Origin of the sequence: Aeromonas sp. 600276 (assembly GCF_049175815.1) — a bacterium.
GTDB classification, from domain to species: domain Bacteria; phylum Pseudomonadota; class Gammaproteobacteria; order Enterobacterales; family Aeromonadaceae; genus Aeromonas; species Aeromonas dhakensis.
Genome location: NZ_JAAKVU010000020.1, coordinates 64289 through 80902 on the forward strand (window position 1 = coordinate 64289; position 16614 = coordinate 80902).

General features: G+C 61.9%; 15 protein-coding genes and 2 tRNA genes. 9 read left to right on the forward strand and 8 right to left on the reverse strand.

Features of this window, described 5'->3' with window-relative positions; genetic code table 11:
• Positions 1–23 precede the first annotated feature (23 nt).
• Positions 24–692: a uracil-DNA glycosylase gene (gene ung / locus G5134_RS17935; protein WP_017765029.1), complete on the reverse strand. Its 669-nt coding sequence runs from the start codon at positions 690–692 to the stop codon at positions 24–26.
• An 866-nt stretch (positions 693–1558) separates the two neighbouring features.
• Between ung and grcA the strand changes: the two genes are divergently transcribed.
• Positions 1559–1939, forward strand: a complete 381-nt coding sequence (grcA, locus tag G5134_RS17940) for an autonomous glycyl radical cofactor GrcA (protein WP_005298483.1) — start codon at positions 1559–1561, stop codon at positions 1937–1939.
• A 136-nt stretch (positions 1940–2075) separates the two neighbouring features.
• Here the strand turns inward: grcA and G5134_RS17945 are convergent, their stop codons facing one another.
• From G5134_RS17945 to hemA, 7 genes are all read right to left on the reverse strand, one after another.
• On the reverse strand, positions 2076–3356 hold the full coding sequence (locus G5134_RS17945) for a dicarboxylate/amino acid:cation symporter (RefSeq protein ID WP_421232105.1): 1281 nt from the start codon (positions 3354–3356) through the stop codon (positions 2076–2078).
• Positions 3357–3664: 308 nt separating this feature from the next.
• A complete protein-coding gene (gene kdsA, locus G5134_RS17950) occupies positions 3665–4519 on the reverse strand; it encodes a 3-deoxy-8-phosphooctulonate synthase (protein ID WP_005298479.1) in 855 nt (284 codons plus the stop codon).
• Positions 4520–4692: 173 nt separating this feature from the next.
• Positions 4693–5493 carry a SirB1 family protein gene (locus tag G5134_RS17955; RefSeq protein WP_010633228.1) on the reverse strand — a complete coding sequence of 267 codons (801 nt, stop codon included), beginning with the start codon at positions 5491–5493 and terminating at the stop codon, positions 4693–4695.
• An 11-nt stretch (positions 5494–5504) separates the two neighbouring features.
• Complete coding sequence (locus tag G5134_RS17960; protein WP_065016854.1) at positions 5505–5888, reverse strand: SirB2 family protein; 384 nt, start codon at positions 5886–5888, stop codon at positions 5505–5507.
• A gap of 43 nt (positions 5889–5931) precedes the next feature.
• Complete coding sequence (gene prmC, locus G5134_RS17965; RefSeq protein WP_421232106.1) at positions 5932–6780, reverse strand: peptide chain release factor N(5)-glutamine methyltransferase; 849 nt, start codon at positions 6778–6780, stop codon at positions 5932–5934.
• Positions 6780–7868 (reverse strand): peptide chain release factor 1, encoded by a 1089-nt coding sequence (gene prfA, locus G5134_RS17970; protein WP_010633225.1) that lies wholly within the window; start codon positions 7866–7868, stop codon positions 6780–6782. Before prfA ends, prmC begins: the two co-directional genes overlap by 1 nt.
• Before the next feature lie 51 nt (positions 7869–7919).
• Complete coding sequence (gene hemA / locus G5134_RS17975) at positions 7920–9179, reverse strand: glutamyl-tRNA reductase (protein WP_005298470.1); 1260 nt, start codon at positions 9177–9179, stop codon at positions 7920–7922.
• 121 nt (positions 9180–9300) lie between these two features.
• Between hemA and lolB the strand changes: the two genes are divergently transcribed.
• The 8 genes from lolB (at position 9301) to G5134_RS18015 (ending at position 16614) form a co-directional block, all read left to right on the forward strand.
• Entirely contained in the window at positions 9301–9885 is a 585-nt protein-coding gene (gene lolB / locus G5134_RS17980) for a lipoprotein insertase outer membrane protein LolB (protein ID WP_123246801.1), read from the forward strand.
• A gap of 26 nt (positions 9886–9911) precedes the next feature.
• The gene (gene ispE, locus G5134_RS17985) at positions 9912–10781 is read left to right on the forward strand and encodes a 4-(cytidine 5'-diphospho)-2-C-methyl-D-erythritol kinase (RefSeq protein WP_026140914.1); all 870 of its coding nucleotides are present in this window, start codon (positions 9912–9914) and stop codon (positions 10779–10781) included.
• A tRNA-Gln gene (locus G5134_RS17990) sits at positions 10761–10835 on the forward strand. The genes ispE and G5134_RS17990 overlap by 21 nt, the downstream gene beginning before the upstream one ends.
• A 309-nt stretch (positions 10836–11144) precedes the next feature.
• On the forward strand, positions 11145–12092 hold the full coding sequence (locus tag G5134_RS17995; RefSeq protein WP_005298464.1) for a ribose-phosphate pyrophosphokinase: 948 nt from the start codon (positions 11145–11147) through the stop codon (positions 12090–12092).
• Between the two features lie 102 nt (positions 12093–12194).
• Positions 12195–14186: a bifunctional metallophosphatase/5'-nucleotidase gene (locus G5134_RS18000; RefSeq protein ID WP_065016852.1), complete on the forward strand. Its 1992-nt coding sequence runs from the start codon at positions 12195–12197 to the stop codon at positions 14184–14186.
• 194 nt (positions 14187–14380) lie between these two features.
• Positions 14381–14977: an aminoacyl-tRNA hydrolase gene (gene pth, locus G5134_RS18005; protein WP_017765021.1), complete on the forward strand. Its 597-nt coding sequence runs from the start codon at positions 14381–14383 to the stop codon at positions 14975–14977.
• Positions 14978–15211: 234 nt separating this feature from the next.
• Entirely contained in the window at positions 15212–16303 is a 1092-nt protein-coding gene (gene ychF / locus G5134_RS18010; protein ID WP_005298458.1) for a redox-regulated ATPase YchF, read from the forward strand.
• Between the two features lie 234 nt (positions 16304–16537).
• Positions 16538–16614, forward strand: a tRNA-Met gene (locus tag G5134_RS18015).

Genomic DNA, 16614 nt, shown 5'->3' on the forward strand with positions numbered 1-16614 from the left:
AATCACGGCTGTCTGCCCCCGCGTTATTCGCAGACCGAGTGCCAGTTGATGGGGCTCATCCCCTGCTGGCTCAGCAAGCGGTTGGTCTCGGAGAAATGGCCGCAGCCGATGAAGCCGCGATGGGCCGAGAGCGGGCTCGGGTGGGGGGCACTCAGCACGTGGTGGCGGCTCCGGTCGATGAAACGCCCCTTCTTCTGGGCGTGGGCGCCCCACAGCAGGAAGACCACCCCCTGACAGCTGGCGTTGATCTGCTCGATGACCCGGTCGGTGAAGGTCTCCCAACCCAGATGGGCATGGGAGTGGGCCTGGCCCGCCTGCACCGTCAGCACGGTATTGAGCAGCAATACCCCCTGGGTGGCCCAGGACTCCAGAAAACCGTGATTGGGTGTGACAAAACCCGGCAGATCCCGCTGCATCTCCTTGTAGATGTTCACCAGCGAGGGAGGCGTGCGCACGCCGGGCAGAACGGAGAAGCAGAGGCCATGGGCCTGGTTCGGACCGTGATACGGATCCTGACCCAGGATCACCACCTTGACCTGATCCAGCTCGGTCAGCTTGAAGGCGTTGAACACGTCGGTGGCCGGCGGGTAGATCACCTTGCCCGCCTCCCGCTCGCTCCTGACGGTCGCCAGGGTTGCCTTGAAATAGTCCTGCTCCTTCTCGGAGCCAATCACATCAGTCCAGGTCAGCACCCCAATCTCCTCATTGATTCTGTCAGTGGAGGCGCTTATTTCGACCCGGCCGCTCGTGCGTGCAGGTCGGTGCACCTCTCTCCTCGATATACAGGGCCGGATGGATGGCCTGCACCCTGTCCACCCACATGGGCACAGCGCAGCACGCCACCATCCTCGATGAATACGGCAGGCCTGGGGTCACCTTGCTTTTTACGCAGGCCAATCGGCCAGCACGCGCCCTCTGCCCCCATTAATGCAGCAAGGGGCTCAGGATAGGGGGCCAGCCCCCAAGACGCAACCAGGATGCCCCTGCGGGTTCCTCCTCCCGGCCAAGCCGTGGCCACCGCGCTCACCTTTCGGTCGCTGCTGGCCATCTTCGGGTGAGCAAGAGGTCGGCACTGAACTCCCACGCGACTCCCCATGGCCTGGTCTGGCGATGGCTGGGCCACTCTCCCGCTTACCTGCCGACCCCCATCGCCCTCTCTTGCCTTGGTTAAGCCTCTCCTTCACCTTTTTGGCGTATCCCCATCATTGGCTTATCCCCTTCGCCTACTGTATGGCGAATCCAGCTTCGAGCGAGCTGGAACATGAAAAGATGTAGTTAAATTACTAGATTTAATTAATGAAAGATGCATAATTTGGATATCTTTCATAATCAGAAAAATGACCTATTTTTGATTAATCTCAATAATTTAATCCCTTCACATCCGCACGAATCGCGTATTTTTTGATTTAGATCAATTTTCGTAATATTACCATCGTGGTATATATGACCCAACAAAGTAAAGGTGTAAGGCAAGGGCCCTTTAAATCATCCCGGTGGTTTAAATACATCAGGGTAATGTCCTTACAGTTGAATCCGCTTTCCTATGAGGAGTCATACCATGATCAAGGGCATCCAAATCACCCAGTCTGCCAACGCCGCTCTGCTGAACTCGTTCTGGCTGCTGGACGAAGAGAAGCAACAGGCTCGCTGCATCTGCGCCAAGGGCGATGCCTTTGCCGCCGATCAGGAAGTCAGCCTCTCCGACCTGGGCCAGTTCGAATACCGTGAACTGCCGGTACAAGCCGAGCCGGCTGTCGAAGGTGGCCAGCACCTGAACGTCAACGTCCTGCGTCGCGAGACCCTGGAAGACGCCATCGCCAACCCGGAAAAGTACCCGCAGCTGACCATCCGTGTCTCCGGCTACGCCGTGCGCTTCAACGCACTGACCCCGGAACAGCAGCGTGACGTGGTGACCCGCACCTTCACCCAGAGCCTGTAAGCTGCTCTGCACCAACCGGTATCATGAAAAACGGCCCAAACGGGCCGTTTTTTTATGGCTTGAATTCCCCCCCCCCCCCCCCCGTTGGCAGCCCTTGCTCGACAGGCTGGCAGCGCACGGTGCAGGTATCGGTGGCTCAATGCTGATCCACCTTGACCGCCAGCGGCGGGTTGCTCAACGCCTCGTGCATCTGCTGCTCGTCGAGCTGATCGCAGTAACGGGCCACCACCAGGGTTGCCACCCCGTTGCCGATGAGGTTGGTCAGGGCGCGGGCCTCCGACATGAAGCGATCGATGCCGAGGATCAACGCCAGCCCGGCCAGCGGCAGGTGACCCACCGCCGAGATGGTGGCTGCCAGCACGATGAAGCCGCTGCCGGTCACCCCGGCCGCCCCCTTCGAGGAGATGAGCAGCACCACCAGCAGGGTGATCTGCTGGAACAGATCGAGCGGGGTATTGGTGGCCTGGGCGATGAAGATGGCCGCCATGGTCAGATAGATGGAGGTACCGTCCAGGTTGAAGGAGTAACCGGTCGGGATCACCAACCCCACCACCGACTTCTTGCAACCGAGCGCCTCCATCTTGACCAGCATGCGCGGCAATACAGATTCAGAAGAGGACGTGCCAAGCACGATCAGCAGCTCTTCCCGGATATAGGAAATAAAACGCAGGATGCTGAAACCATTCGCTCTGGCAATACTGCCCAGCACCAGGAAAATAAACAGCAGGCAGGTCATGTAGAAGCAGGCGATTAATTGTCCGAGCTGAACCAGCGAGCCGATACCATATTTACCGATGGTAAATGCCATGGCACCAAATGCCCCCACCGGCGCCAGCCGCATGATCATGTTGATGATCCCGAAAATAACCTGGGAGAAGCTGTCGATGACATTGAATATCACCTTTCCCTTCTCGCCGATATGGTGCAGAGAGAAGCCGAACAGCACCGCAAATAACAGCACCTGCAGAATGTTGCCGCTGGCGAAGGCGCCGATCACGCTGCCCGGGATCACGTCCAGCAGGAAGGGGATGATGCCCTGTGCCTTAGCCTGTTCGGCGTAGGCAGAGATGGCGCTGGCGTCGAGCGTGGCGGGGTCGACGTTCATGCCCGCCCCCGGTTGCAGCAGGTTGACCACGCACAGCCCGATGATGAGGGCGATGGTGCTGACCACTTCAAAATAGAGCAGCGCGATGGCGCCGGTTTTGCCCACCGCTTTCATGCTCTCCATGCCGGCAATGCCGGTCACCACGGTGCAGAATATAACCGGGGCGATGATCATTTTGATTAATTTGACGAAACCATCTCCAAGCGGTTTCATGTCCGCTCCGAGGTCGGGATATATATGCCCCAGGATGACTCCGAGGGTGATCGCTAACAACACCTGAAAATACAGGCTGCTGACTATTTTTTTCTGCATTCTTAACGTCCTGTCAGTTTAATGAGATGTGTCATGGCAGAAATACGCATGCAGCAAGCCGTGACGAAATATGGATTATCTCGCCCGGTTCGTGCCGTTCCCTCATCACAACAGGGGCTACTTTCACATGTTGAAAGAAGCAATTAATAGACATCAATCACACAACGGATTTAACAACATTAACACCATGGCAACCCAGATGTATTTATTCCGTGATTGATTTATGCTGACCCAGGAAATAAAAACAGCGCGAAAACAAAAATGCCCCGCAGTGCGGGGCATTTTTATGGGGCCAGCGTGGGCCAGGTTCAGATGGAAGTATCGAGCGGCTCGAAGCCCTTGACCAGATCGTCGATGGCCTTCATCTGCTTGAGGAAGCCTTCCAGCTTCTCCAGCGGCAACGCGCTCGGGCCGTCGCAACGGGCCACCTTGGGATCCGGGTGGGATTCGATGAACAGACCGGCCAGACCGACCGCCATGCCGGCACGGGCCAGCTCGGCCACCTGCTCGCGACGACCGCCGGAGGCGGCGCCCATGGGGTCACGGCACTGCAGGGAGTGGGTCACGTCGAAGATGACCGGGTAGCCGCCGGTGCTCTTCTTCATCACGCCCAGCCCCAGCATGTCCACCACCAGGTTGTCATAACCGAAGTTGACGCCGCGCTCGCACAGGATCAGACGGTCGTTGCCGCACTCCTCGAACTTGTCGGTGATGTTCTTCATCTGGCTTGGGCTCAGGAACTGCGGCTTCTTGATGTTGATGACGTTGCCGGTGCGGGCCATGGCCTCCACCAGATCGGTCTGGCGCGCCAGGAAGGCGGGCAGCTGGATGACGTCGACCACCTCGGCCACCGGTTTGGCCTGATGGGGCTCGTGCAGATCGGAGATCACCGGCATACCGAAGGTCGCTTTCAGCTCCTGGAAGATCTTCATCCCCTCTTCCAGACCCGGACCGCGGTAGGAGTGGATGGAGGAGCGGTTGGCCTTGTCCCAGCTCGCCTTGAACACGAACGGGATACCCAGTTTGGAGGTCACTTCCACGTACTTCTCGCACACAGCCATCGCCATGTCGCGCGATTCCAGCACGTTCATGCCACCGAACAACACGAACGGTTTGTCGTTGGCGACGTCGATGCCATTGACCTTGATATTCTTCTGTTCCATCTCAGGCTTCCTTAGGTAAAAGGGCTTGCAGGGCTTGAATCCACATCCGGCCGCACTGCCCAGGGCAGCATGGCCTCGATACTCGTCTGTTGCATCTCCCAGCCTTGCATGCAGCGGCATGGGACTCTCAATTCGGCCAGGGCCTCGCATGCAGCGAGGCCGTTGCTCGCCCCTCAGTGGAGGGGCTTGGGGCTCAGATCCAGGGCGGCCAGCTGGGCTTTCAGCACGTCGGCCACCGGATCGTCCGGGCACTGTTCAATAAAGTACTCAAAATCGTCAGCGGCGAAGCGCGGGCAGTCTAGCTGCTCGTAGATGAAGCCGCGATCCCGCGTCTCCAGCGGGTCACCGGGCTTCATCCGCAGCAGCAGTTCGCTGCAGCGCAGCGCCTCTGTCATCCGGTCTTCCCGCAGCAGGGCACCCTTGCTCACGTTGAGCAGCCGCTCGATGATCTCCCACTGACCGGCAGGTTGCAGGTGATCCGAGCTGAGGGTGGCCAGGTTGCCGAGGGCCCCGCGCAGCAGCAGCTCGATGTGGTGCAGGCTCAGCTCGTCGCCGGTGAAGGGGTCTACATAAACCTCTCCCTCGCTGCCGGCGAAGCTCACCAGGAAGTGGCCGGGGAAGCAGATCCCCTCCACATCCAGCCCGAGCTTGCGCCCCAGCTGAATGATGAGGATACCAAGGCTGACCGGAATGCCCTGCTTGCGGGCCAGGACCTGGGCCAGATCGCAGTTGGCCACCGAGAAGTAGTCCTGCCAGTCACCGTGAAACCCTAAGGTCTGGTAGAAGCCCTGCAGCAGCTGACGGCGCACCTGGTCGCAATCCCCCTCCTCGATGGCCTCGTCCAGCCAGGCGTCGAGCCGGGCCAGCTCCGCCGTCCCGCGGCCGCTGATGCCATGGATCTCGTCGCTCACCGACAGCGCCAGCTCGGCGATGTCATGGGCTTCGAAATCGGTCCATTCGTCTACGCGTATCATCGTCATCATCCTTAACCGAACAGGCTGGCCTGCTTGTAGACGGCCAGCTTGGCGATGAAGAAGAGCCAGCCGAGGGCTCCCAGAAACGCAAACCAGCGGATGCCGTTACTGCGGGCCAGGCGCAGTGCCATCATGGCCAGAAAGGCCACCACCAGGATGGCGGTCAGCTTCTCGCTGAGCCAGGGGGTGGCGTTGTTGAGCGGGTTGAGATCCAGCACCATGCACAGCAGCACGCCGGAGAGCACCACCAGGCCGTTGAGCCAGCCGCTCACCTTGAGGGTACGGGCGCTGGCGGCGCGGCTCGAGCAGGTCTGCAGCCAATAGAAGCGCAACATGAACATCAGCACGGCCAGGCCTATCAGCAGCAGGTGCAGATGTTTGATAGCAAAATACATAACGTGTCCTTGAACAGAGGCAGGCCCGGCCCGCCCGTCATCATCACTGAGCCAGCCGCCCCAGGGTCACCCGCTCGTTATCGCCGTAATCGCGCACGGTTTCCACCTGCACGTAGCCCTGTTGCAGCAGGAGTTGACGCACCGCCTCCCCCTGCTGCCAGCCATGCTCCAGCAACAGCCAGCCGCCCGGCAGCAGATGAGCCGGCGCGCCCGCCACGATGATGCGGATATCCGCCAGCCCCTGCTCGTCCGCCACCAGGGCGGAGCGGGGCTCGAAGCGCACATCCCCCTCGTCGAGGTGCGGATCCGCCCCGTCGATGTAGGGCGGGTTGGAGACGATCATCGCAAAGCGCAGCGCCTGGCTTGACGAGGGAGAGACCAAAGGCTCAAACCAGCTGCCGTCGCGCACCTTGATGGGCAGACCCAGCGCGGCGCTGTTGGCACGGGCCAGGGCGGCCGCTGCCGGCATCCTGTCTACCGCCCATACATCGGCATCCGGTCGCTCCGACTTGAGCGCCAGTGCAATGGCGCCGGTGCCGGTGCCCAGATCCAGCACGGCGCAGGGGCCTGCTGGCAGCCGCGCCAGCGCCTGCTCGACCAGCACCTCGGTGTCGGGGCGCGGGATCAGTGTGGCGGGGCTCACCTTGAGCGGCAGCGACCAGAACTCCCGCTCGCCAATCAGGTGGGCGATGGGTTCGCCATTGAGACGGCGTTCGAGCCAGCCCAGCAGGGTCGCCTGCTGGGCGGCATTTAGCTCGCGCTCCGGCCAGGTCATCAGGTAGCTGCGCCGGCACTCCAGCAGATGGCAGAGCAGCTCATCCGCATCGGCGCGGGGGGATTCCCCCCCTGCCAGGGTCGCCATGATGTGGGCGCGAGCCTGCTGGATCTGCATCAGTTGCTCTCGGCCAGGGAGGCGAGCTGGTCGGCCTGGTACTCCTGGATCATCGGGTTGATGACGCAGTCCAGGTCCCCTTCCATGATCTCGCCGAGGCGGTAGAGGGTGAGGTTGATGCGGTGCTCGGAGAGGCGCCCCTGCGGGTAGTTGTAGGTGCGGATACGCTCGGAGCGATCCCCCGATCCCACCAGGTTGCGACGGGTGCTTTGCTCGGCGGCGCGGTGGCGCTCATCCTCGGCCGCCTGCAGACGGGCGGAGAGTACCGACATCGCCTTGGCGCGGTTCTTGTGCTGGGAGCGTTCATCCTGACACTCCACCACCAGGCCGGTGGGCAGGTGGGTGATGCGGATGGCGGAGTCGGTCTTGTTGACGTGCTGGCCACCGGCCCCGGAGGCGCGGAAGGTGTCGATCTTCAGATCCGAGGGGTTGATCTCGATCTGCTCGGCTTCCGGCACTTCCGGCAGCACGGCGACGGTACAGGCGGAGGTGTGCACCCGGCCCTGGGATTCGGTTTCCGGCACCCGCTGCACCCGGTGACCACCGGATTCAAACTTGAGGCGGCCGTAGACGTGCTCGCCCTCCACCTTGGCGATCACCTCCTTGTAGCCGCCGTGCTCGCCGTCGTTGCAGCTGACGATGGAGACCCGCCAGCCCTGGCGTTCGGCATAGCGCGAATACATGCGGAACAGATCGCCCGCAAAGATCGCCGCCTCGTCACCACCGGCGCCGGCGCGGATCTCCAGGTAGCAGTTGTTGTCATCCTTGGGGTCGCGCGGCAGCAGCATCACCTGCAGCGCCTGCTCCTGCTCCTCGAAGGTCGCCTTGGCCAGCGGCAGCTCCTCCTGCGCCATCTCGCGCAGGTCGGCATCCTCCTCTTCCAGCATCTGGCGGGTGGCCTCCAGGTTCTCTTCAGCCTGGCGGAATTGCTGGAAAGCGTGAACGATATCTTCCAGCTGGGCATATTCCCGGGTCAGGGCGCGGTAGCGATCCTGATCCGCGGCCACGTCCGGCTCGCCGAGCATGGCCTGTACTTCTTCGTGGCGCTCGATGAGGCCTTCCAGCTTTCTGATCAGTGACGGGTTCATAAATCTTGTGTTCTCGATGGAGGACGGGACGACCGGGTGATCGCCCCCAAACTATGACTCTTGTGACAACCCCAGCACCTGGCGCAACTGGGCCAGCTGGTGGTGATCCCCCTGGGCGGCGGCCTGGCGCAGGGCCTGGGTCGGTGCGTGGATCAACTTGTTGGTGAGGCGGTGGGCCAGCGCCTTGAGCGCCTGCTCGGCAGGCTCGCCCTGCTGCAGAGCCAGCAGGGCGCGCTGCAGCTCTTCATCGGCCACCTGTTGGGACTGGTGGCGGTAATCGCGGATGAGATCCACCGAGTGGAGGCTGCGATACCAGCCCATGAAGTCATCGCGCTCTTCCTGCACGATGAGCTCAGCCTCGGCGGCGGCCCGTTTGCGGGTCTCGAGGTTCTGCTCGATGATGCCCTGCAGGTCGTCCACCGTGTAGAGATAGGCATCCGAGAGCTCGTCCACCTCCGCCTCGATGTCGCGGGGCACGGCGATGTCCACCAGGAACATGGGCCTGAAGCGGCGAGCCTTGAGCGCGCGCTCCACCATGCCCTTGCCGATGATCGGCAGGGGGCTCGCGGTGGAGCTGATGACGATGTCCGCCTCGTGCAGATAGTCCGGGATCTCTTCGAGCGTCATCACCTGGGCGCCGAACTCTTCGGCCAGCAGCTGGGCCCGCTGCAGGGTGCGGTTGGCCACCATCATCTGGGTGACGTTCTGCTCGCGCAGGTGGCGGGCCACCAGTTCGATGGTCTCGCCGGCACCGACCAGCAGCACCTTGGTCTGGGAGAGATCGGAGAAGATCCGCCGCCCCAGGCTCACCGCGGCAAAGGCCACCGACACGGCGCTGGCGCCGATCTCGGTATCGGTGCGCACCCGCTTGGCCACCGAGAAGGATTTCTGGAACAAACGCTCCAGCGCCCCCTTCACCGCCTCGGACTGCTGGGCATGGGCATAGGATTGCTTGATCTGCCCCAGGATCTGCGGCTCTCCCAGCACCAGGGAGTCGAGCCCGCAGGCCACCCGCATCAAATGGCGGACCGCCTCCTCGTCCTGATGCCGGTAGATGGCTGAGACCACCTCGGCCGCATCCAGGTCGTGAAACCGCTGCAGCCACTGCAACACCTGCTCGCCCTGCCCCTGCTCCAGGCTGCAGTAAAGCTCGGTGCGGTTGCAGGTCGAGACGATCACCGCCTCGCTTACACCGGGTTGTGCGACCAGCTCACGCAAGGCGCGATCGATGCAGTCCGGGCCGAAGGCGACCCGCTCCCGCAAGGCGACACTGGCGGTGTTGTGGTTGATTCCGAGGGCAAGCAAACTCATGAGTGGGCGTGGATCGTATCTGTGCGCAGGGAGTAAAGGCTGCCAATTGTACGAGAAAGGGTAAGTCTTTAAAAGCGATACGGCCCCCCCGTATACTGTGCCAAATCACCTTTTCCGGAGCATGACCTTGTTGTTGCGTCTTTTCACCCTTGGCTGCCTGCTGTTGCTGGCCGGTTGCGCCACCACCCAACCCCAACGCGATCAGGTCAACTGGCAGCAGGAGCGTACCCGGCTCGAGCAACTGACCCACTGGCAGCTGTCTGGCAAGATGGCCATCATCACCGCCCAGCAGAAGGGCAGCGCCCGGGTCAACTGGCAGCAGGATGGCGACGACTATCGCCTCAACCTCACCAGCCTGATCGGCACCCACATCCTGGAGCTATCCCGCAGCAAGGGCGAGATCACCCTGATCGACAACGAGGGCAACCCGCACCAGAGCCAGGATGCCGAGGCGCTCGTCTATCAGCTCACCGGCTGGAACATTCCGGTGGCCGGGCTGCCGGCGTGGATCAAGGGCTTACCGGGCGAGGCCGAGTTCGAGCTCAACCCCGACCGCAGTCTGGCCAGCGTGCGTGACGGCCAGTGGCAGATCGTCTACGGCGACTACCGGGATCAGGATGGCTACCGCCTGCCGCACCTGCTCACCATGACCGGCCAGGGCAGCCGCCTCAAGCTGCAGATCAACCAGTGGACCATCGCCCGCTGATCGCGGCCATCGACAAGGACTCTCCCATGAGCGCCATGCGCTGGCCGGCTCCGGCCAAACTGAATCTCTTTTTGCACGTCAACGGCCGTCGCCCGGACGGCTACCACGAGCTGCAGACCCTGTTCATCTTCCTCAACCACGGCGACTGGCTCGAGTTCGAGGTGATCCCGGCCAGCGACAGGCTCACCTTGAGCCCGGCTATTCCCGGCGTGCCCGATGAACAGAACCTCATCATCCGCGCCGCCCGCCTGCTGCAGGCCAGGCTGCCGAGCCCGCAAGGGGCCCATATCAGGCTGGAGAAGGTGCTGCCCATGGGTGGCGGTATCGGCGGTGGTTCATCGGACGCCGCCACCACGCTAGTGGCCCTCAACCACCTCTGGCAGGCCGGCTTGAGCGAAGACGAGCTGGCCGAGCTCGGCGTGCAGCTGGGCGCCGACGTGCCGGTGTTCGTGCGCGGCAAGGCCGCCTTTGCCGAGGGGGTCGGTGAGCGGCTGCAGCCGGTCGAGTTGCCGAGCGCCTGGTATCTGGTGCTCAAGCCCGATTGCCATGTGGCGACCGCCGCCGTGTTCCAGGATCCGGACCTGCCCAGAGATACCCCGAAAATGGCATTGCACAATCTGCTGGAAGGGGAGTGGAAAAACGATTGCGAATTGCTGGTGAAAAAGCGCCACCCCGAGGTTGCCAATGCGCTCGGCTGGTTGCTAGAATACGCGCCGTCAAGAATGACGGGCACAGGAGCCTGCGTCTTTGCTCAGTTTGAAGACGAAGTGGCTGCTCGGGAAGTGTTGGCAAAAGTGCCGAGAGAGTGGGATGGATTTGTCGCCAAGGGCGAGAACATATCACCACTCTTCGCTACATTGCAACAAGTCAGTGATTGGGGTATCGCCAAGCGGTAAGGCAGCGGGTTTTGATCTCGCCATTCCTAGGTTCGAATCCTAGTACCCCAGCCATCTCCTGAACATCGAACAGGGTATATCGATTCACCTGCCGCAGCAGTCTTGCCGGGAGTGCACACTCCCCCTCGCCGGTTGCAGCACCCATCGTTACCCTGTCGTCTTCGGGAAGGTCACTGGTCATCATGGATGACGGGGCGTCGACCAGCACGACGCTCAACCGGCTTGCCGCATGTAACGTGGGCACCTGACCTGAAAGCAGCCTATAGTGGTCTGACCCGTCAACTTGATAAATCGTTTGCCCCCAAACGATAAGGGTCTAATCAGACTCCCCACATACTGGATGCAACCCCGAGGTTTCAAACCGTGCCTGACATGAAGCTGTTTGCTGGTAACGCAACGCCGGAACTAGCCCAGAAGATCGCAGATCGCCTGTTTATCAAACTCGGCAATGCTGCCGTAGGTCGCTTTAGCGACGGCGAGATCAGCGTACAGATCAACGAGAATGTACGTGGTGGCGATATCTTCATCATTCAATCCACCTGTGCCCCGACCAACGACAATTTGATGGAATTGATCGTGATGGTGGATGCTCTGCGTCGTGCTTCAGCTGGCCGTATCACTGCCGTAATTCCCTACTTTGGCTATGCCCGTCAGGACCGCCGCGTCCGCTCCGCCCGTGTTCCCATCACCGCCAAGGTCGTCGCCGACTTCCTCTCCAGCGTCGGTGTGGATCGCGTGCTGACCGTTGACCTGCATGCCGAGCAAATCCAGGGCTTCTTCGACGTCCCGGTCGACAACGTGTTCGGCAGCCCGGTGCTGCTGGAAGACATGAAGTCCAAGAACCTCGAATCCCCCGTGGTCGTGTCGCCGGACATCGGCGGCGTGGTACGTGCCCGTGCCATCGCCAAGCTGCTGGACGATACCGACATCGCCATCATCGACAAGCGTCGTCCCCGCCCGAACGTCTCCCAGGTCATGCACCTGATCGGTGACGTGGCCGGCCGCGACTGCATCATCGTCGACGACATGATCGACACCGGCGGCACCCTGTGCAAGGCTGCCGAAGCCCTGAAAGAGCGCGGCGCCAAGCGTGTATTCGCCTACGCCACTCACCCGGTCTTCTCCGGTTCCGCCGTGGAGAACATCAAGAACTCCGTGATCGACGAACTGATCATCACCGACTCCATCCCGCTCACCGCGGAGATGAAGGCGGTCGACAAGGTCAAGCAGCTGACGCTCTCTTCCGTGCTGGCCGAAGCCATTCGCCGCATCAGCAACGAAGAGTCCATCTCTGCCATGTTTGAGCATTGATAGACCCTGTTGTGACAAAAACCGCCAGCTGGCGGTTTTTGTCTTTCTAGTCCCAGTTACACCCGGTATTGCCCTGCCCCGTCGCAGGTTAAGGATTGTTCCATGAATCGCTTGCGCCCGCTGCTGCTCCTCGCCTTCTGCAGCTTCCTGTTCGCCTGTCAGCCCAACAATGAAAACCAGCCTTTCGTGCTGACCCTGGCTCATATGAACGACACCCACTCCCAGTTTGACCCGGTCAACGCCGAGCTGAAGGGGCCTCTCTTTGGCAAGCAGGGGGAAACCGACACCCTCTACACCCGCTTCGGCGGCTATCCGCGCCTGCTCACCATGGCGAAATCCTTCCAGGCCGACGCGCTGGCCAAGAATCAGCCGCTCCTGCTGCTGCACGGCGGCGATGCCTGGCAGGGCAGCGGCTACTTCAAGCTCAACGAGGGGATGGCCAACGCCGAGCTGCTGAGCCAGTTCGGCCTCGACGCCATGGCGCTGGGCAACCACGAATTCGATCTCGACAACCAGAAGCTGGCCCGCTTCATCAAGGGGGTCAACTTCCCGGTGCTGGCCGCCAACCTGGATACCCGCGACGACCCGGATCTGCGCCACGCCGCCAACCTCAAGCCGTTCGTCATCTACGCCTTCGACGGCAACCAGAAGAGCCCGGTCACCGACATCAACAACCTGCCCCAGGGCAAGCAACTGGTCGCCGTGATGGGGCTGGTGCTGGAGGACATGGCCAACATCTCCCCCAACGTCGGCAAGCTGCGGTTCGGCAATGAAGTCACCTCGGCCCAGGCCACGGTGGATCTGCTGCGCCAGCACGGCATCGACCACATAGTGGCGCTCACCCACATCGGCAACCAGCGGGATCTGGCGCTGGCGGCCAAGGTGAACGGCATCGACGCCATCGTCGGTGGCCACTCCCACAGCCTGCTCGGCGATTTTCGCAACATCGGCTGGGGCAACACCGGCGAATATGCGGCGCTTGTCACCAACCCGGACGGGGTCGGCATGACCTGCGTAGTACAGGCCGGCTCCTATGCCCAGGCCATCGGACTGGCCCGGGTCAGTTTCGACGCCCAGGGCAGGGTCATCGCCTGTCAGGGTCAGAACCAGCTGCTGGCCAGCCGCGACTTCTTCGCCGATCCCGCCCGCAAGCAGGCACTGGATGAGACCCGCAGCAAGCAGGCCGGCAAGTTCATCGACGCTCAGCCCAACCTGGTGACCGTGGATGAGGATCCGCGCCTGCGCGGCATCATCGACAGCCACTACAAGCCCGCTCTGGAGCAGGCGTTCGGCCCCGTCATCGCCACCGTGCCAGCCGCCCTGCAAAATGCTCGCCGCCCCGGCGACAATGGCAGCGACAGCCACGGCTCCGACGTCGCCCCCCTGGTGGCCGAAGGGCAGTACTACTGGGCCAATACCCCGGCGGTGCAGGCGCTGACCGGCGGTCCGGTCCACTTCGCCCTGCTGGCAGTGGGCGGCGTGCGCGCCGATCTGCCGGCCGGCGAGCTGCGCGAAGGGGATGCCGCGCTCACCCTGCTGCCATTCAAGAACCAGCTCTCGGTGCTGACCCTGAGCGGCGCCGACGTGCGTTCCCTCTTGACCGAGACCATCACCGCCACCCTGCCCGCCAGCGCCCACGCCGGCAAGTTCCCCTACGGCGGCCACCTGCGCTACACCTTCACCGAGACCACCCCGGGCAAGGGCGGCGCCCTGACCCAGTTGCAGTGGCAGAACGCCGACGGCCAGTGGCAGGATCTGGTGGACAGCCAGCACTATCGGGTGGTGATGAATGCCTACAGCGCCAACGGCAACGATGGCTGGCAGGCGCTGGCCCGCGCCCAGGCGCAGCAAGCCGAGCGGCTGGATCTCGCCTGGCAGGATGGCAAGCTGACCGGCTTCCCGGTCGAGCGGGTGGAGCAGCGCGGCGATCAGCTGAGCGCCCGCTATGCCACCGGCCATCAGCTTGACTGCAAGGCGAGCGGCGTGGATTGCGGCACCGACGCCGCCTCCTTCGTTGTCTACGTGCGCGATGCGCGCCCCACCCTGACCGCCCTGGACGAAGAGACGGTCACCCTGGTGCGTGCCGCGCAGTAACCCGGCCTCCGCCGGCAAGCCACAAAACGGGCCCCGCACTGGGGCCCGTTTTGCTGACGTTGGCCACCGGTTCCCCGCTTTTCCCCGGCACTGGCCGAGCTTTGGTTGAGTGATCGCCAGTCGGCGGCTAGAATATTGCGTCCCATTGCCCTGGGCAGTCGGCCCATTGCAAGCAGCGAGTGAAGAAATCAAGCGTGACAAGCCAAATCAAACTGATCGTGGGGCTGGGCAATCCCGGCCCGGAATATGCCAAGACTCGCCACAACGCGGGCGCCTGGTATGTGGAACAACTGGCACGCTGGCACAATGTCAGCCTGCGCGAAGAGCCCAAGTTCTTCGGCCACACCGCCCGCATCCAGGTAGATGGCCAGGATGTGCGCCTGCTCATCCCGAACACCTACATGAACCTCTCCGGCAAAGCGGTGGCTGCGCTGGCCCGCTTCTACCAGATCGAGCCGGAAGCCATGCTGGTGGCCCACGATGAGCTGGACCTGCCCCCCGGCATCGCCAAATTCAAGCAGGGCGGCGGGCACGGCGGCCATAACGGCCTCAAGGACATCATTGCCAAGATGGGCAACAACAACAATTTCTTCCGGCTGCGGCTGGGGATAGGTCACCCGGGCGCCAAGGAGCTGGTCGCCGGTTTCGTGCTGACCAAGGCGCCCAGCAGCGAGCAGAGCCTGATCGACGCCGCGCTGGACGAATCCCTGCGCGCCACCGACATTCTGTTCAAGCAGGACATGACCAAGGCCATGAACCGCCTGCACAGCTTCAAGGCCGAGAAAGTCTGAATAGAGATGCCTGACACGCGTCAGGCTCGCACAATATGACGGGGTCGCCCAAGAACCTGTTCATGCTCTGTAACGAGAGGTTGTCAGCAAGGTAAAGCGCAGCGCAGGAACCGGAGCGTATAGTCATACGTGAGGATTCCGAGCAGCACATGAGCCTTGATCACAGCCTCGCAGCAAGAGCATGGACAGGTTCTGCGGCCCTCACACAGCATCCATCACGTAAGGTAACAATCCATGGGTTTTAAATGCGGTATCGTGGGCCTGCCCAATGTAGGCAAATCCACCCTGTTCAACGCGCTGACCAAGGCCGGCATCGAAGCCGCCAACTTCCCGTTCTGCACCATCGAGCCGAACACCGGCGTGGTACCGATGCCGGATCCCCGCCTCGACCAGCTGGCGGCCATCATCAATCCGCAGCGCGTTGTGCCGACCACCATGGAATTCGTGGACATTGCCGGCCTGGTGGCCGGTGCCTCCAAGGGCGAGGGCCTCGGCAACCAGTTCCTGGCCAACATCCGTGAAACCGAGGCCATCGGTCACGTGGTGCGCTGCTTCGAGGACGAGAACATCGTTCACGTGGCGGGCAAGGTCTCCCCGGCTGACGACATCGAGGTGATCAACACAGAGCTGGCCCTCTCCGATCTGGATGCCTGCGAGCGCGCCATCAACCGCCAGTCCAAGCGCGCCAAGGGCGGCGACAAGGATGCCAAGCTGGAAGTGGAAGTGCTGGAGAAGATCAAGGTGGCACTGGAAGATGGCCAGATGATCCGCGGCATGAAGCTGGACAAGGACGAGCTGGCCGCCGTCAGCCACCTGAACTTCCTGACTCTCAAGCCCACCATGTACATCGCCAACGTGGCGGAAGATGGCTTCGAGAACAACCCCTACCTGGATCAGGTGCGTGAAATCGCCGCCGCCGAGAACGCCGTCGTGGTGGTGGTCTGCTGCGCCATCGAAGCGGACATCGCCGAGCTGGATGACGAAGATCGCGCCGAGTTCATGGCGGACCTGGGCATCGAAGAGCCGGGCCTGAACCGGGTGATCCGCTCCGGTTACGAGCTGCTCAAGCTGCAGACCTACTTCACCGCCGGCGTGAAGGAAGTGCGTGCCTGGACCATTCCGGTGGGCGCCACCGCCCCGCAGGCCGCGGGCAAGATCCACACCGACTTCGAAAAAGGCTTTATTCGTGCCCAAACCATCGCCTTCGAAGACTTTATCGCCTACAAGGGTGAGCAAGGCGCCAAGGAAGCGGGCAAGATGCGCGCCGAAGGGAAGGATTACATCGTCAAGGATGGCGATATCATGAACTTCCTGTTCAACGTCTAATCCCATGAGAGGCCAGCATTTGCTGGCCTCTTTTTTATCTGGCCCAAACACCTATCTGCTGGATATGTCGTAAAAAAAACCAGATTGTTGGGCTTTTGCGCGATAGCGACCAATAACTCGCCAAACGCACTCAAATTCGTTTTTTCAGACAAAAAAAGGGTTGACGCCCCAGAGCCAGATACGCATAATTCGGCCCGCACAGTGACGAGGCAACGAGGCACTGGAAGCAAGGTTGGCTATGTAGCTCAGTTGGTTAGAGCATCGCACTCATAATGCGGGGGTCACAGGTTCGAATCCCGTCATAGCCACCA

What these genes read in the sequence shown, in the direction of transcription:
- grcA (WP_005298483.1), top strand. Translation starts at nt 1,559, where the DNA reads ATGATCAAGGGCATCCAAATCACCCAGTCTGCCAACGCCGCTCTGCTG.
- G5134_RS17945 (WP_421232105.1), bottom strand. Translation starts at nt 3,356, where the DNA reads ATGCAGAAAAAAATAGTCAGCAGCCTGTATTTTCAGGTGTTGTTAGCG.
- kdsA (WP_005298479.1), bottom strand. Translation starts at nt 4,519, where the DNA reads ATGGAACAGAAGAATATCAAGGTCAATGGCATCGACGTCGCCAACGAC.
- G5134_RS17955 (WP_010633228.1), bottom strand. Translation starts at nt 5,493, where the DNA reads ATGATACGCGTAGACGAATGGACCGATTTCGAAGCCCATGACATCGCC.
- G5134_RS17960 (WP_065016854.1), bottom strand. Translation starts at nt 5,888, where the DNA reads ATGTATTTTGCTATCAAACATCTGCACCTGCTGCTGATAGGCCTGGCC.
- prmC (WP_421232106.1), bottom strand. Translation starts at nt 6,780, where the DNA reads ATGCAGATCCAGCAGGCTCGCGCCCACATCATGGCGACCCTGGCAGGG.
- prfA (WP_010633225.1), bottom strand. Translation starts at nt 7,868, where the DNA reads ATGAACCCGTCACTGATCAGAAAGCTGGAAGGCCTCATCGAGCGCCAC.
- hemA (WP_005298470.1), bottom strand. Translation starts at nt 9,179, where the DNA reads ATGAGTTTGCTTGCCCTCGGAATCAACCACAACACCGCCAGTGTCGCC.
- lolB (WP_123246801.1), top strand. Translation starts at nt 9,301, where the DNA reads ATGACCTTGTTGTTGCGTCTTTTCACCCTTGGCTGCCTGCTGTTGCTG.
- ispE (WP_026140914.1), top strand. Translation starts at nt 9,912, where the DNA reads ATGAGCGCCATGCGCTGGCCGGCTCCGGCCAAACTGAATCTCTTTTTG.
- G5134_RS18000 (WP_065016852.1), top strand. Translation starts at nt 12,195, where the DNA reads ATGAATCGCTTGCGCCCGCTGCTGCTCCTCGCCTTCTGCAGCTTCCTG.
- ychF (WP_005298458.1), top strand. Translation starts at nt 15,212, where the DNA reads ATGGGTTTTAAATGCGGTATCGTGGGCCTGCCCAATGTAGGCAAATCC.